This is a genomic window from Spiroplasma endosymbiont of Andrena trimmerana (genome assembly GCF_964019575.1).
GTDB lineage: Bacteria > Bacillota_I > Bacilli_A > Mycoplasmatales > VBWQ01 > Spiroplasma_E.
Genome location: NZ_OZ026455.1, coordinates 1,071,546 through 1,086,342 on the forward strand (window position 1 = coordinate 1,071,546; position 14,797 = coordinate 1,086,342).

Sequence of the window (14,797 nt, forward strand, 5' to 3'; positions counted from 1 at the left end):
TTACTCCTTAAAATACATTTATTATTTTAATTATATATAAAAAAATGTTTATTTATTATATAATAAAATTAATTTTTAAAAGGAGATGAAGTATTAATGAATAAAAGTGAAAATAACATTGTGCAAATGGTAGTTGAAATTCCCAAAGGATCAAGTAATAAATATGAATATGATTGAAAATCTAAAACTATGATATTAGATCGTGTTCTTTATGGTGCTAATTTTTATCCCGGTGAATATGGATATATTCCTGAAACTTTAGATTATGATGGTGATCCTTTAGATATTATTAGTTTAATTACTTATCCAACTTTCCCTGGTTGCTTAGTAGAAGTTAGAGTTTTAGGAATGATTAAAATGATTGACGGTGGTGAAGTTGATACTAAATTATTTGGTGTTGTTAATTCTGATCCACGCTTTAATGAGTATCAAGATCTAAAAGATGTACCACAACATTTACGTGATGAAATTGTTAATTTCTTTTTACAGTATAAAGAATTACAAAAAAAGAAAGTCATAATTGAAGGTTGAGGTAACTTAAAAGAAGCATTAACTGAACTTACAACATGTAAAAATATGTTTAAACAATATCAAAATGAAATGAATAATTTACCAAAAGCACAATTAGTGTCATTATTAAACAAAAAATAAACAAAAAGTATAATATATTTTTAATATATTAAATCATTTATCCTTAAATACAACTGAATAAAATTAAATAGATGAACAACTGTTCATAAAAGGGAATTAAGTAATCTTAAGCTGCCCCAGCAACTGTGATACTGATAAAAGTTACATAATCCATTGAAATCAAAGATTTTGAGAAGGGTAACAAGTAAAATGAAGTTAAGCCAGTAGACCTATCTATTTAACACTATTAAACTAATCTCTGGGTGCAGATAACAGTTATATAATTTTAATTGATGTTTTATCTCCGATTAGTATAACTAAACCACCTTTATGAGGTGGTTTTAAATTTAAAAAATAAAGAAAGCCGAGAACAAATATGAGTAACCATGTCCAAAAATTAATTCGTATCTTGATTATTCCTTCATATGCAGCACTAGTTTTTGCTTTAAAAGAAGTATTAGCAATATTACCAAATATTGAAGTTGTAACTTTTCTATTAGCATTTTCAGCATTAGTTTTTCCACTATATATGTCAATTACTATTCCTTTAATTTTTGCTTCATTAGAAATTCTACTTTACGGTGGTAATAGTTGAATATTTTTATATTTTAGTATATGACCAATATTGGTCATAATAATTTGAATATTTCGTCATTTAATTAAAAAGCATTGATGAATTTTTGTAATTATTACAAGTTTATGAGGTTTTACTTTTGGTACATTTGATTCTCTAATTCATTTAATATTATTTGGTAAATCCAGTTTTTATCTTTACTGATTATCTGGATTAAGTTTTGATGCTATTCATGGCATTGGTAACTTCATGTTTAGTAGTTTTCTGTATAAACCAATTATCAGTATTTGAAATAAATATTTACAATATTATATTATTATTGATAATAATATTATTGAAGAAAGCAATGATGAACAAACATCAAATAATGAATTATTAGTTGAACCATAAATATAAATTTATATTTAAATAATTAACTATTCATATAATATTATTTATATCATTAAACTGATGATGAAAAGTATTTATTTCAATCTCTTATTGAATCTTTTTCTTCTAAATTAAATGAATTTATATATTTTTTCAAATCATTTTCTTTTGCAAATAATTCTTTAAGATCTTCTTGTAATAAGTTTTGCTCATTAATTAATATTTGCATATTAGTTTTTACTATATCATATTTTTCTTTTAAATTTTCTTTTTCCCTATTGGTTTTTATAAATTCATTTTTATTTTCACATAGTTCTTTTTCTGTTATTTTATTTCAATCATAAAAACCTAAAGTAATACATTTAATATAAAAATTAATTCTTGGATTTATTTTCTTTGTATTTAAATTAATAATAGATTTTCTTAATTTAGAACTTTTTGACTGTAAAGTTAAAAGTTCTTTTTCTAATTTCTTTAATTCTATTTTAAAATCAAGTATTTTAGGTAATAACTCAATATAATTTTTTTTCATTTTTTGATCAATTTCTTTTTTAAATATCTTAAATTTTTGCTTAGCTAAAATTTCTTCTTTTTGTTTATTTTGAAATGTTTCTTGTTCTGCTTGTTGTTTTTTTAAATTTTCTTTCCATATTTTATTAGTTTTTTCTTCATATTCTTTTTGTTTAACTAAAACATTACGCGCTTCACTTAATTTTTGAAAATTAATAGTTGCTTCTGGATTATTAGTATTTTTATCTGGATGTAATTTTAAAGATAAACGTCTAAAAGATGCATTAATTTCAGGAATTGTTGCACCAATAGATAAACCTAATAATTCATAATATTGTTCCATTTTTAGTTTTTTTCCTTTTTAATAAGCACTACTATATTCATAAATAATGGTTATATTTATGGTAAGTTTTGTACACGATCATTTACTGGTTTTTGATTAATTAATTCTAAAGCATTAATTTCTTCAACAAATTTAGAACAAGAAAATTCTTTAGCTGATGAAGTGTTCTTTATACTATTTTTTTTATCATTAATATTTTTTCATAATTCAGTTAATTTAATTAAATTATTTAACTCATCATTTATTTTTTTTCTTTCTAAACTAATATTTTCAAATATTAGTTTTAAATCTGTTCGTTCATTAGTTTTTTCTTGTATTTCCTTTTTATTTTTATTTAGTTTTTTTTCTATTCTTTTATTTTTATTAATACAACCAAAACTAAACATTGTAATAATAAAATTTTTAAAATTGCCGATTTTTTGCTTTTCCAAAAAAACATTTTCTTCTAATAAACTAGTTATTTTAGAAGTAGCATCAGTAATTACATCAATATAATCTGATAATATTATGGTTCTTTTTTCAACTTCTTTATCTAATACTTCAATTTTTTCATTAAATACTTGAATTTGTTCAATTGATAATGATTTAATATCATCTTCGGTAAGTAATTGAATTTGCTCATCTGTAAATATTTTAATTTGTAAATCTTGTTTATCCTTATCTAATGGCATATTTTACTCCTTATTTAATAAGCATTTTTGTTAAGTTGTTTTTTAACTTCATTAATCATTTTTTCTAATTGATTAATTGCTTCTATTTGTTCTGCAATTCCTTTTTTAGTTTCCTTAGAAACAGAAACTGTTTCTAATTCATTTTGTAATTTTTCTTGTCCAATTTCTATTTTTGATTTTAACTCATTGCTAGATGTTTGTGTTTTACTTTCTTGCTGTTCCATAAGTTCATCTCCTTTTTAACATAAAAACCCATTTGCTTTAAAATTAAAACAATGGGTTTAAAAACATTATAAATTCATTATATGCCTTTCTAAGTGAAAATCAATTAAAAAAAACAGGGAGATTGTCAAAGTTACGAAATAATTTATTATCATATTAGTAACTTATTTCCAAAAATGAATTATTTGAAAAATAATGAAAATTAGACAAAATTACTCTCTTTTCTTAAAACATTAAATTTATATTTTATATTCGACGTATTTAAAAAAAATAAAATATACATTTTGTAAGTTAAATTAAAATTATCAACAAGGAAAAAGACAAGAAATAATCTTGTCTTTTTTTGTAATTGTAAAATTTTAAAATTTTTAATAACCGTCTTTAGCACTATTATCAACACGTGTTGGGGAACTAAAAAAGTGAACTACAACACAGTTGTTAAAAATAGTAGCTAAAACATGTGGACTTGCATGGATAAATAAAAAGTGGAGTGATACCTAATAAAATATACTAACCATTAATGGTAATTCTTGGGGTGGGAGCGAATTGGAAACTAGTATATATAGACCTGTTGTAGGGACCAATTGTATTAATTCTATTCTTTATTTAACCAACCTTGCCACTCCCCAGTGAGCAAGTGTTGGTTTTATTTTTTATTTTTTTTGAAAAATTTTTTTGGGCGAGAAAATAAATTTCAAACTTGTAAAAAAAATTGAGCGGGGCCGGTTCAATTAAAATATTAATTTATTAAACATAAATTAAATAAATATTGAATCGAATGCCTCAATGTTTTTTAAAATTTCACAATTTATTTTTGAGCCCAGTTTTCATGGAATGAATAAAACGAATAGTAGTAGTATTAATAATCTAAACATCAAAATATATGTTCTTTATGCTAGAAGCAACAGAACATATTAGGAAAGGATTATTATGCAAATAGAATTTAAAAAAGAACAAATTGTTAAAGATAAACCACAATCTATTCTTATTGATTATGTTGAATATAAATTATCACTTCCAAAATGAATGATTAAAAATAATTCTTTTATTGTTGATAACAGTTACACATATTGAGTTTTTAATTTAGAAAATATTAAAAGAGAATTAAGTGGTAATGAATTAATAAAATTATTAGAACCATATATTAAAGACCAAAAAATAACTGTTAATAAACCAATTACTCCAAAAGAATATTATCTTAATGATATAAAACTTGAACCATTAACATTTTATGAACAGCATAATAGTTGATTTATGGGTGAAATAACTGATAACAAAACTAAAATTACTAATCCTTGTTTTAAATATAACATTACGTGAGAAGAAAACAGAAAAGGTTTTAAAATAAATAATCCATATAAGCATAATGATTTAGCAATTAATTATATAGTTACTTCTTATAAGGAAATTTCAAATCATAATGAAAAAGTATTTTTGTTGAACATGTAAACAAAATAAATTAGATTATTTATTCTTTAATACTAATGATATAAAAACAAGAAAATATTTTTTAAGAGATAAAAATAGTAAAGCAATTTGTTATGACTGTATTTTAAATATTAAGTTAATTAGGAGGTATAAATATGGATAAAGAATATTTAACTAAAAGAGAAACGATTTGCATACCAGACAGTGATGATATTGAATTTAAAATAGGGCTAATTAAACTGATTGATGATTTAAAAAAAGATAATTTAGTTTGTGGTCATAAAGAATTTATTGAAGAATGTAAATATTGTTGATGTAATTGTGATTTAGAAATTATTAAAACGGTTATTAGAGGTTAACTTAATTAATGCAATATGACTTAATTATTGGAATTGACCCTGCTGGAATTGGTAATAATGGAATGGTTATATATTCAAGTGAAACTAATAATATTGTTTTTAATGAAACATTTAATACATTAACTGTTTTATGAACTAAAAATATGTATAAAGAAAAATTGCAATTAATTAAAGAAAAATTTATTGATAAAAAAATATTAGTTATTGTAGAAAATTTCTTTTTAAGTTCAAAACAATTATTAACTAATCCATTATCAACACCTAAAATTATTGGTGCATTAATGGTATTAGTTCAAGATGTTTTTAACTGAGATTATTTCGAAAATCACCCAAAAAATAAAAATAAAATAACAGATTATAAAGGAAATATAAAATTAACAAAACATGAACAAGATGCTTATAAGCATATTCAATATTATTTAAAAAATCATAAGAAAATATTGATTTTTGATAATTATTTAAGGAATTCTAAAAATGAAAGATAAAGAAAATTATGTCAAATTAAAAGTAAAACTGAGTAACACTATTGAAGCAAAATATTACGAAAAAGGTAATAAGGAATTATATTATAGTGTTCGTGGTCAATGAAATGGATTAAATTATGTTACTTTAATTTTTAATAACCCAAAACTTTATAGACGCTGTATTTTATTAAACAAAAATGATGAAATTTTAGTAACTGGTCAAATCTTTAACACTTTAAACATTCCTAAAAATCGTGCATTTTGTTCAATCAATGTTAAATGATTTAAAAAATGAAAAGAGTAAAAAATGATATTATGAAAAATTTTATTGATAATACCAATATTAATAACATCTATAACACTAATAATAATTTTAATATTTATTATTAAAGAATTAAAAAATGAATATAAAGTATTAAAAATATTAAGTGAAATTGCTAATCAAATTAAAAATAAGGAGAAAAATTAATGATTAAACAAAAATTAATTGATTATATTGAAGAGGAATGAAATATTAATGTACATCATTGTGATTGTTGTGATTATTCTTATGAAAATGATAAACCAGAAAGAATTATGAAATTACTTGAATTAATAAGAAATGGAGAATTTGATAATGAGTAATAATAAAAATGAATTAAAAATTCCTAATTTTATTAAAAGTAATAAAGAATAATAAATGTGGTTATGGTAGATTTTATGCACATAAATGTAATAACTTTTGTAAACAAAAACAAAATAAAAGAGTTAGAAAAGAAAAGTTAAATTATGAATAAAGAAAAATTAATTATTTCTATGAAAGAAAGAATAGATTTATTAAATAATTCATTAATAGAATATTCATCCAAACTTTATGAGTTAGAAAACTGAGGTGAATTTGACTAATGATAATATTACCTACTTTGTTTGAAAATAAAGATGAAATTGAAATATTATCACTATTTCCAAAAGCAATTCATACAAGTAATGATATTAGAGCAATTATTTTAAGACAATACCCAAATGTTAAATCCAAACACATAATTGTTTCTGACCCAGAAAGTAATGTTGCATTAATAGTTGGTGATAATGATGTTTATCAAGGTTGAATTAAAGTAACAATTAAAAAATTAGAAAATTAAAGGAGATTAAATATGACTAAACGCGAATTTTTAATTAAATGAAATGTAGATGAAAAATTATTTTTTATTGATAATGTTGAATTTTTACATTCAGATACACATATAATTTTTAATTGAAATGATGATTATTGAAGCATTGATTATCATTCAAAAGAGATGAAAAAATTTATAGAACTATTAAATGATTTAAAACAAATTAAAGGAGAATAAAATGCCAAGTATAGAAAATCAATCAAATTATACTTTAACTAAATTAATTAGAACTGGAATAAGTCCAATTTGTGCAATGATTGGTACAAGTGCTTATTATGGTCAAGTAATTGCAAATCCAGTATTAGGTTCAATTAATAGTTTATTATTTGGTAAAAAATTAGGTTTAGATATATGAAATTTAAATCAAAGACCAAATACTAAAACTAAATTAATTAATAGTTCTAAAAAAATTATTTTAGGTTTAGGAACAATTGGATTAGCAAATTATAGTAAATGAACTGAAAACAATATTAATCCTATTATTCCAACAACACCAATTCCAATAACTACTACAACTACAACAGAAGGTCCACCATGATTACTATTAAACAAGCAAGAAAATCAGTCATTAATGGATTGAGATACATATATTAGTTTAAATGCTTATGGTATATCAAATCTTATTAGTGGATTAACTGAGTTAATACCTAATAAATTTGAAACAATAAGAAAAATTTGTAATATGGCTACTGGTAGTTGTTTAATTTCAAGTGGTGTTGCTATGGGTATAAATAATGATTTTATGAATGCTTATGCAGTACCTACCATAGTTGCTGGTGCAAGTGAAATAATCCATAATTTATTACCTATTGAAACTATACATCATAATCAAGAAATGCAAGAAACACCATTTACAAATGAAGCTACAAGATTAATTAATGATAATAGATTTACTATTAATAGTGAAACTGCAAGTCAATATTATGGTAGTGATAATATGAGCGAAGTGCCATTAAATCATGATAATGCTTCATTAAATTGAGATTATAATCACATGAGTTTATAAAGAAGGTGAATAATTTATGAATAAAGAAAAATTAATTGAATATTATAATAATGAAATTCAGACATATAAAGAGAGAATGGAACAGTTAAATAAAGAAATGGCCTTATTAGTAAGCATTATAAGTAATTCAAAATCGATGATTGAAAGAATTAATGGTGGTCAATTTGATGAATAATTAAAAATTAAAAATAAATAGTTGAAAGGAAAATATTCAAATGAAAGAATTTTTACATGAATTAATAATTATTGGAACAAGTGTTGGAACATTAATTTGTAGAGAAATTATTGTTTTATGCTGAGTTATACTTGTAAGTGCAAGTAAATAAAATTGCAAAAAATTCTCATATAAAAATTTCATAATGCTAAATTTAGTTTAGAAAAAAGTAAGGAGTTTTTATATGAGTTATAAACATCTTGGCATAGATGAAAGAATTTATATTGAGAATCAATTGAAATTTAAATTTAAAATTAGTGAAATAGCTAAAAATCTTAATCGAAGTATTAGTACTATTATTCGAGAAATTAATAGAAATAAAGATAATAATCATTATTTTTCATTAATTGCACAAAATAAAGCTGAAAATCGAAAACAATCACATATTAGTTTTCATAAGTTTAAAAATAAGAATTTAGTAAAATATGTACAACAAAAATTACTATTAGGTTGATCACCTGAACAAATTTATGGCAGAATTAAAAATTTTCATAAAGAATGAGTTATTAGTTTTAAAACAATTTATACTTGAATTTATTTTGGAATGCTTGATAAAGTTACTAGTAAAAATTTAAGAAGAAAAGGTAAAAAACGAAAATCTAAAGAAAATCGTGGCAAGTTTAATGGTAAATCAATTAAAGAACGAGATATAAATGTTAATGATCGTATAACACTTGGTCATTGAGAAGGAGATACTATAGTATCATCACGAGGTAAAAGCAAATCATGTTTAATAACTTTAGTTGAAAGAGTATCACGATTTACTTTAGCAATATTAGTTAAAAACAGAACTACTAAAGTTATTAATAAAAATGTCAGTTATTATTTATCAATTCTTCCTAAAAACATTGTTAAAACTATTACTTTTGATCGTGGCAAAGAATTTTCAAATTGACAACAACTTGAAAAAAATTTAGATGTAAAAATTTATTTTGCCAATCCATATTCACCTTGACAAAGAGGTACTAATGAAAATACTAATGGTTTAATTAGAGAAAAATTTCCTAAAAAATTTATTTTTTCAAAAACTAATAAAAATGAAGTTCATAAATTTATATTGTCTTTAAATCAAAAACCGAGAAAAATACTAAATTATCTTTCACCAATCGAATATTTGGATAGAAAAATAATTTAGTTGCACTTACCTTTACAATTTAGCAATTAAATAAACTTAATCAAGAAATTAAAGAAAAAGAAATAATTAATATATTTAAAAAATATCAAGTTAAAAATGAATTTTATGATTATTTAAAATTTAAAACTAATAATTTAGAAAATTCAAAAATTGAAGAAACTATTAAAAAAATGATTAAAGAGCAACCAGTATTTAAACAAACAATTAATACAGGTGGTAATAAACAAATAATTATTAATAATAAAACAAATGATAAAGAAAATTTTTTAATTAATTATAAAAAGAAAAATTATTTATAAACGAAAGGAAGAAATAAAATGTCAGTACCATTTAATCAAAATTTAGACAATACAGAGAGATTAGTAGAAGCACCAGAATTTATAGAGTTTTTTAAAATTTCAAATAGTCCATGGGCAAACTTTTTCCCTACTGAAATTGTTGATTCAGTAAATATTGAGTTTATTGTTAAAAAACCAAAAAAACCGGAAATAAAAATTATTGCTTGAGATGATAAAAGTAAAAGATATGAATTACCATATGTTGATACAGATAAAATTAGTAAAAAAATAACTAAAAAATATCTTGCAGGAGAAATTATTGCAGATGTAGATTTAAATGCAAATAATGGACAAAATTTATTAGATAGCATGCAATATGAAGTTGCAAATGATTTAGCAGATAAATTAGCAATTGATGATACACAAGCAATTGCAAAATCTGCTACTAAAATAGATATTGAAGATACAACGCCAATAGGATATTTAAAATCAATGTTATCTGCTTGAAATACTTTGTTTCAATTTAGAAACATTGCAAATAGTAAATTTTTTATTACTAATGGTCTTTATGATAGTTTAGTTTATTTAGCAGATAATAAAGGTTTAATCACCGATAATCAGTTAGCGCAACAATTACGTTTAAATGGAAATAATTTATATGTAAAAGGTGTATTATGTGAAATCGTTCTTGATGACTATATGATTTTTACTAATGATAAAAATGAACAACAACTAATGACTTTTGTTTTAGCAACACCAAGAGCAATGAAAAGATACATGTTAGAAAGAACAATTATTTATGTAGACTTTATTAAAGATGATAAAGCAGGAAGAGCATATAAAGTTGCTGGTGAAGTTGTTGGAGAATCAATACCTTATATTTCCAATAATGAAACAACATCAAGATGAATGTTATGCGGAATTATTAAAGCAGAGAAAACTGATTTAAAAACTAAAATTACAAATTTAACAACTGATATTACTGCAAATGTTAATAACAATAATAGTGAATTAAATACACAAATAAAAAGTACTAATGAACTTAAATCATTAAATCCTAATTTAACAAATCCAACTATTAAATATTTTAGTGATGCACAAGGTAAAACTAATGTAAGTAATCAAAAACAAAAAGCAGGTGATTTATATATAACTATTACTGCAAATGTTAATGATTTAAATTATAAAGGAACAACAAATCCAATTAAAATAACTCTTAAATAAAGGAAATTAAATGCCATGCCAATTGGTACAACTAGTACAGCAATACTTTTAAACATAAATAAACCAAAACATACTAGAACAAGTAACCAACAAGAAAATAAAAGTTTTTGATGAGAAATTTTAGAAATGATTGGTGTACAAGTAATTGCAGTAGCACTTGCTCCTTTTACTGGTGGATTAAGTGAAAGTGTAGCCCTTGGATTAGGTGCAAGTGATTTAGTTGCAAGTACTATTAATTTTGGTATTTATGCTACAACTGATTTTACTATTAATCAAGTTTATGATTATTTAAAAGGAAATGTAACAAAATTAAATACTTTCTTAAATTTATTATCTGCATTTGCTGGACTTAATAAAATTAGTCGTGGTTATCGTACTACTAAATTTATTAAACTAGCACAAGAAACTAAAACATTAAAACAAGTTGGTATTAAAGAAGCCAAAAATTTACAAGAAGTTATTAGTCAAGTAAGTGGAAAAGAAATTTTAACAGATAAAATTATTGGTAATAAACGTTATTTAATGAATTATAGTTTTACTCCTAATCGTGAAACAGTATTACGAGATTTAGGTTATGTTGCTGAAAGACAATATAAAAATAATTTTCAAAAATTAGAAGCACAAGAATTAAAAGATTATTTATTATTACAAAATACATTAATAAAATTAAGTCCACAATTAACTCCTAAATTTAAAATTAAAGATATTGAAAAAGCAAATAACTTTTTAAAAAAATTTAATACTGATTTAAAAAAAGTACTATCTATGAACCAACATGATTGATTAAATTTAGTTCATACAATACATTCAGAAAATAGATATGGAAAAACTTTAATTTTAGATTTACAAAAAATTCGTGCTAATTCTATTAAATTTAATTTTAAAAATAATGTTATTCATCAACTTGTTTTAAAAGCAAATCAAAGTTTTAAATATTTTGATATTAGATTTTATTTAAAAAAAGGTTTAAATAAATTTTGAAAAGATACACCATATTTTGAAAAAATAAGAGAAAGTATATATAAATTACAAGAAAAATTTGAAAAGTTAGAAAAACAAGCATTTGAAAAAATTAATAAATTAAAAGAAAAAGCAACTGATTTATTTACTAGTGCAGAAAAAAGAGCAATTAAACATGCACAATTAATTCCATTAAATTCACCAGTATTTATGGGTTGTAAAATTCAACCTTTGTCATTAGATAAATGTGCAATTACTATTTATCATCGCAATCCTAAATATAAACCAATTACAGTTGTTGATAGTATTCTTAAAGCAAAAACTTTTGTTACTCAAATACATCCATTTCATTGATATCGTTGATATAGTGGTTGATACATTGGTTATGGTATTAATCGTAATAAATGATTAAAAGCAATAGCATTTGCTCCACCAGTGGTACAACAAGTAATTAGAGATAGTTTTAAAGTATATAGAGAAATATTTAGAATAATAAGAACTTATCATAAAGTAGTAAATGTTATTAATAACCCTATTGAAAATATTAATAAATCATTTAAAAGTGTTGGTTTAAAATTTTCAGTTAATACTTTATTTGGCACTGGACTATTACATCATTTAGAAAAATTTGCATATAGTCAAGTTGTAGAAAAGGGTAAGAAAAAGTTGCAAAAAGAAATTGAGCATATAACACATAAAAAAACAAAAAAACATACTCATCATTATAAACAAGCATTTTTTAAGGAATGATAAATTATGATTAATAAACTTTGAACTGATGTCAGTCTTGAAAATTATAATAACTGATATCCATTAACTGGAAAAATTACAGAAACGCCACAGCAATACATACAAACATGACCTAATGTTAATGATTGATTTAAAACTTTTGCTATTCGTGCTCAAAATGATATTAATGCTTATCTTGATTTTATTTTATCTAAATTTCCTTTTGATAGTTTTAAAGATGAATTAATTAAAGAAACATTAAGAGATATGGTTTATGTAATGGTTGAAGATTGAGTATTTAATCGTACACCAATTGAATTTAATGTTGATGCTACTATTCAATTTAATAATGGTAGTCAATTTAGTGCAAGTAGTACTCCTACGATTAATGTTTGAGATTTAGCACCTAGTAGAATGAAAATATGAGCAAGATTAACAGAATTAAAACAAATATTTTCAAGTTATAATGATGATGAAATAGATATTGAAAAAATTGACTTAAAAGCATTTTATACTAGAAATCAAGTTGATGAATTAATTGAACAACAAAAAGAATTTACATTATCAAAACAAATTAAATTATATGATGATTTAGTTGATGATAATGAAAATGAAATATATAGAGGTCCTGTTAGTAAATTTGTTAATAAAGGTTATGTTGCAACAGATTATGATAAAGAAACTGAAACAATGATTTTAGATTGACCAGATGAAATTGGAACATTACCACCAGAAGCATTACAAAATAATCCACAAATTGGTGATTATACACATGCACCAACTTGTGATTTTTCTGCTAAACAACAAAAACGAATTACTACAAATGAAAATAATATAACTAAATTGAATGATTAATTAACTAAAACTAATGAAAGTATTGATGATATTAAAAATAATTGATTTAATATTGAAACTAGTCCATTATGAAAGAAAATTAATAATGATGATTTTTATTTAGATAAATGAACTATAATTCTTTGAGTAATTGATTTACAAGATAAAAATGATAAAAAAATAGTTAATACTCTTAAAAAAGAAATAAAATTTTTATTAAATAACAATGAAAGTTATAATACAAAATCAATCATTCAAATAATATCATGAGAAGAAATGACAACAGTAGCAGATGCTACTAGAAGCGTAACTTTATTTTATGATTATAGTACAAAAAAAAATTTATTCGAAGTTTCTCCTACTCCTCCAACAATAGAATTTAATACAAATGTAATTAATCAAATTGAAGTATATCAATATCAAGGAACTGGAATACCAACTGAATTTATAACAGAAGAAGGTACTGAACGTGATTATTATACAAAACTAGAAACTAATAATTTATTAGATAAAAAACAAAATAAATTAATTGCTGGTACTAATATAACTATTGATGAAAATAATAAAATTAGTGCTACTGGTGGTAAAGTAGATTTATCTGATTATTATAAAAAAGAAGAAGTAGATAAAAAATTAGAAGATACAAAAGCACAATTTCCGATTGCATTTCAAATAAATGCTCTAAGTCAAGAAATTCCTAATTTAAAAACTACTGATAAAACTATTGCTGGGGCTATTAATGAAAATAAAACTAATATTGATAAAAAGAAAGATAAAGAAAATTGAGTTGTAATAGGAAATAGAGTTGATAATAGAACATGAAGTAATTTTGATATTAATCTTGGTAAAACATATCGTGTATTTATAACATGAGAAAGACTTGCACCATTACAAAATGGTTATCCATTAATGTTATTGTTTAAATCAGCACAAGCAGTTGGAACTGGTACGTGAACTCTTATTATTGGTAAAATTGATAATAAAGAAGCTTCTTTAATTCTTAATGCTGATTATACTAAGGTTAATAAATGAAGTTTATTTATTAAATGTGAAATTGATGGTGGTGCTATATTTAATTTTGAGGAATTAAAAGAAAATACTTATCAAATTACTAGTGATACATTAGATATTACTTCACCAAGTGTAATTAATATAGATAAACCAATTAAAATTAATTCAAAAAGTTTAGAAACAAATGAAATAGAAGAAAATAATTGAGATATTGAATTAAAAAATAATCCAACACCAAGTCCAAATATTCCACAATGAAAAGAAGTTGGAACAAAAGAAGATAATAAAACTATTAAGTATAATTTTATTAAAAATAAAAGATATCGTATTTATTATAATTTTACTCCTACAAATGATAATACAAAATCTTCTTGAATATGTACAGAATTTATATATGTTAATACAACACAATATTTAAATTGTATGATTACACAAGATTATATTTATATTTGATTACAATTAAATATATATAGTATATTTTTAACTACTGCACCATATCCACATTTATATGGAAAAATTTTAAAATTAGAAGAATTACAGGAATAATATTATGTTTTTTAAAATTATAAAAATTATTTTAGGTTTAATAGGAGTAATTTTATCATCAGCAACAGCAGGTTTAATTATATTTATCATTGTAAAAATCATATTAAAAATTAATCAAATATTTTAAGAAAGGTGG

At 22.4% G+C, this 14,797-nt stretch carries 23 protein-coding genes and 1 riboswitch; of the genes, 20 read left to right on the forward strand and 3 right to left on the reverse strand.

What is annotated here, in order from left to right; genetic code table 4:
• The first annotated feature begins 96 nt into the window (after positions 1 to 96).
• Together AACL03_RS06335 and AACL03_RS06340 are read left to right on the forward strand one after the other, a co-directional pair.
• A complete protein-coding gene (locus AACL03_RS06335; protein WP_338957590.1) occupies positions 97 to 651 on the forward strand; it encodes an inorganic diphosphatase in 555 nt (184 codons plus the stop codon).
• Positions 652 to 703: 52 nt separating this feature from the next.
• A riboswitch (cobalamin riboswitch) is annotated at positions 704 to 882 on the forward strand.
• A gap of 124 nt (positions 883 to 1,006) precedes the next feature.
• Complete coding sequence (locus AACL03_RS06340; protein WP_338957592.1) at positions 1,007 to 1,594, forward strand: hypothetical protein; 588 nt, start codon at positions 1,007 to 1,009, stop codon at positions 1,592 to 1,594.
• 52 nt (positions 1,595 to 1,646) lie between these two features.
• Here AACL03_RS06340 and AACL03_RS06345 read toward each other — a convergent pair whose 3' ends face one another.
• The 3 genes from AACL03_RS06345 to AACL03_RS06355 are packed head-to-tail and all read right to left on the reverse strand — an operon-like array spanning position 1,647 to position 3,321.
• Positions 1,647 to 2,426 (reverse strand): J domain-containing protein, encoded by a 780-nt coding sequence (locus AACL03_RS06345; RefSeq protein WP_338957594.1) that lies wholly within the window; start codon positions 2,424 to 2,426, stop codon positions 1,647 to 1,649.
• A gap of 56 nt (positions 2,427 to 2,482) precedes the next feature.
• Positions 2,483 to 3,097: a hypothetical protein gene (locus AACL03_RS06350; RefSeq protein ID WP_339039864.1), complete on the reverse strand. Its 615-nt coding sequence runs from the start codon at positions 3,095 to 3,097 to the stop codon at positions 2,483 to 2,485.
• A gap of 14 nt (positions 3,098 to 3,111) precedes the next feature.
• Positions 3,112 to 3,321, reverse strand: a complete 210-nt coding sequence (locus AACL03_RS06355) for a hypothetical protein (protein WP_339039865.1) — start codon at positions 3,319 to 3,321, stop codon at positions 3,112 to 3,114.
• Positions 3,322 to 4,105: 784 nt separating this feature from the next.
• Here AACL03_RS06355 and AACL03_RS06360 point away from each other — a divergent pair.
• The 18 genes from AACL03_RS06360 (at position 4,106) to AACL03_RS06445 (ending at position 14,788) form a co-directional block, all read left to right on the forward strand.
• Positions 4,106 to 4,237, forward strand: a complete 132-nt coding sequence (locus AACL03_RS06360) for a hypothetical protein (RefSeq protein WP_338956793.1) — start codon at positions 4,106 to 4,108, stop codon at positions 4,235 to 4,237.
• Between the two features lie 12 nt (positions 4,238 to 4,249).
• Positions 4,250 to 4,768: a hypothetical protein gene (locus AACL03_RS06365; RefSeq protein WP_338956794.1), complete on the forward strand. Its 519-nt coding sequence runs from the start codon at positions 4,250 to 4,252 to the stop codon at positions 4,766 to 4,768.
• Between the two features lie 134 nt (positions 4,769 to 4,902).
• On the forward strand, positions 4,903 to 5,106 hold the full coding sequence (locus AACL03_RS06370; RefSeq protein WP_338956796.1) for a hypothetical protein: 204 nt from the start codon (positions 4,903 to 4,905) through the stop codon (positions 5,104 to 5,106).
• Positions 5,107 to 5,114: 8 nt separating this feature from the next.
• Positions 5,115 to 5,591: a hypothetical protein gene (locus AACL03_RS06375; RefSeq protein WP_338979827.1), complete on the forward strand. Its 477-nt coding sequence runs from the start codon at positions 5,115 to 5,117 to the stop codon at positions 5,589 to 5,591.
• Complete coding sequence (locus AACL03_RS06380) at positions 5,581 to 5,874, forward strand: hypothetical protein (RefSeq protein ID WP_338956800.1); 294 nt, start codon at positions 5,581 to 5,583, stop codon at positions 5,872 to 5,874. The genes AACL03_RS06375 and AACL03_RS06380 overlap by 11 nt, the downstream gene beginning before the upstream one ends.
• 3 nt (positions 5,875 to 5,877) lie before the next feature.
• Positions 5,878 to 6,039, forward strand: coding sequence for a hypothetical protein (locus AACL03_RS06385; protein ID WP_339039866.1), 162 nt, complete (start codon positions 5,878 to 5,880; stop codon positions 6,037 to 6,039).
• Positions 6,039 to 6,194 carry a hypothetical protein gene (locus AACL03_RS06390; protein ID WP_338956806.1) on the forward strand — a complete coding sequence of 52 codons (156 nt, stop codon included), beginning with the start codon at positions 6,039 to 6,041 and terminating at the stop codon, positions 6,192 to 6,194. The genes AACL03_RS06385 and AACL03_RS06390 overlap by 1 nt, the downstream gene beginning before the upstream one ends.
• A gap of 260 nt (positions 6,195 to 6,454) precedes the next feature.
• Positions 6,455 to 6,691, forward strand: a complete 237-nt coding sequence (locus AACL03_RS06395; RefSeq protein WP_339039867.1) for a hypothetical protein — start codon at positions 6,455 to 6,457, stop codon at positions 6,689 to 6,691.
• 12 nt (positions 6,692 to 6,703) lie between these two features.
• Positions 6,704 to 6,901, forward strand: a complete 198-nt coding sequence (locus tag AACL03_RS06400) for a hypothetical protein (protein ID WP_338979823.1) — start codon at positions 6,704 to 6,706, stop codon at positions 6,899 to 6,901.
• A 1-nt stretch (position 6,902) separates the two neighbouring features.
• Positions 6,903 to 7,730 (forward strand): hypothetical protein, encoded by an 828-nt coding sequence (locus AACL03_RS06405; protein WP_339038760.1) that lies wholly within the window; start codon positions 6,903 to 6,905, stop codon positions 7,728 to 7,730.
• A gap of 16 nt (positions 7,731 to 7,746) precedes the next feature.
• Positions 7,747 to 7,905, forward strand: a complete 159-nt coding sequence (locus AACL03_RS06410) for a hypothetical protein (protein ID WP_174481559.1) — start codon at positions 7,747 to 7,749, stop codon at positions 7,903 to 7,905.
• Between the two features lie 223 nt (positions 7,906 to 8,128).
• Positions 8,129 to 9,079 (forward strand): IS30 family transposase, encoded by a 951-nt coding sequence (locus AACL03_RS06415; RefSeq protein WP_339038665.1) that lies wholly within the window; start codon positions 8,129 to 8,131, stop codon positions 9,077 to 9,079.
• A gap of 170 nt (positions 9,080 to 9,249) precedes the next feature.
• Complete coding sequence (locus AACL03_RS06420; RefSeq protein ID WP_338987896.1) at positions 9,250 to 9,378, forward strand: hypothetical protein; 129 nt, start codon at positions 9,250 to 9,252, stop codon at positions 9,376 to 9,378.
• An 18-nt stretch (positions 9,379 to 9,396) separates the two neighbouring features.
• A complete protein-coding gene (locus tag AACL03_RS06425) occupies positions 9,397 to 10,581 on the forward strand; it encodes a hypothetical protein (RefSeq protein ID WP_338958877.1) in 1,185 nt (394 codons plus the stop codon).
• A gap of 15 nt (positions 10,582 to 10,596) precedes the next feature.
• A complete protein-coding gene (locus AACL03_RS06430) occupies positions 10,597 to 12,294 on the forward strand; it encodes a hypothetical protein (protein WP_339039868.1) in 1,698 nt (565 codons plus the stop codon).
• A 3-nt stretch (positions 12,295 to 12,297) separates the two neighbouring features.
• On the forward strand, positions 12,298 to 13,125 hold the full coding sequence (locus AACL03_RS06435) for a hypothetical protein (RefSeq protein WP_339039869.1): 828 nt from the start codon (positions 12,298 to 12,300) through the stop codon (positions 13,123 to 13,125).
• Between the two features lie 255 nt (positions 13,126 to 13,380).
• Positions 13,381 to 14,661, forward strand: coding sequence for a hypothetical protein (locus AACL03_RS06440; protein WP_339039870.1), 1,281 nt, complete (start codon positions 13,381 to 13,383; stop codon positions 14,659 to 14,661).
• 4 nt (positions 14,662 to 14,665) lie between these two features.
• Positions 14,666 to 14,788, forward strand: coding sequence for a hypothetical protein (locus tag AACL03_RS06445; protein WP_255495924.1), 123 nt, complete (start codon positions 14,666 to 14,668; stop codon positions 14,786 to 14,788).
• Positions 14,789 to 14,797 lie beyond the last annotated feature (9 nt).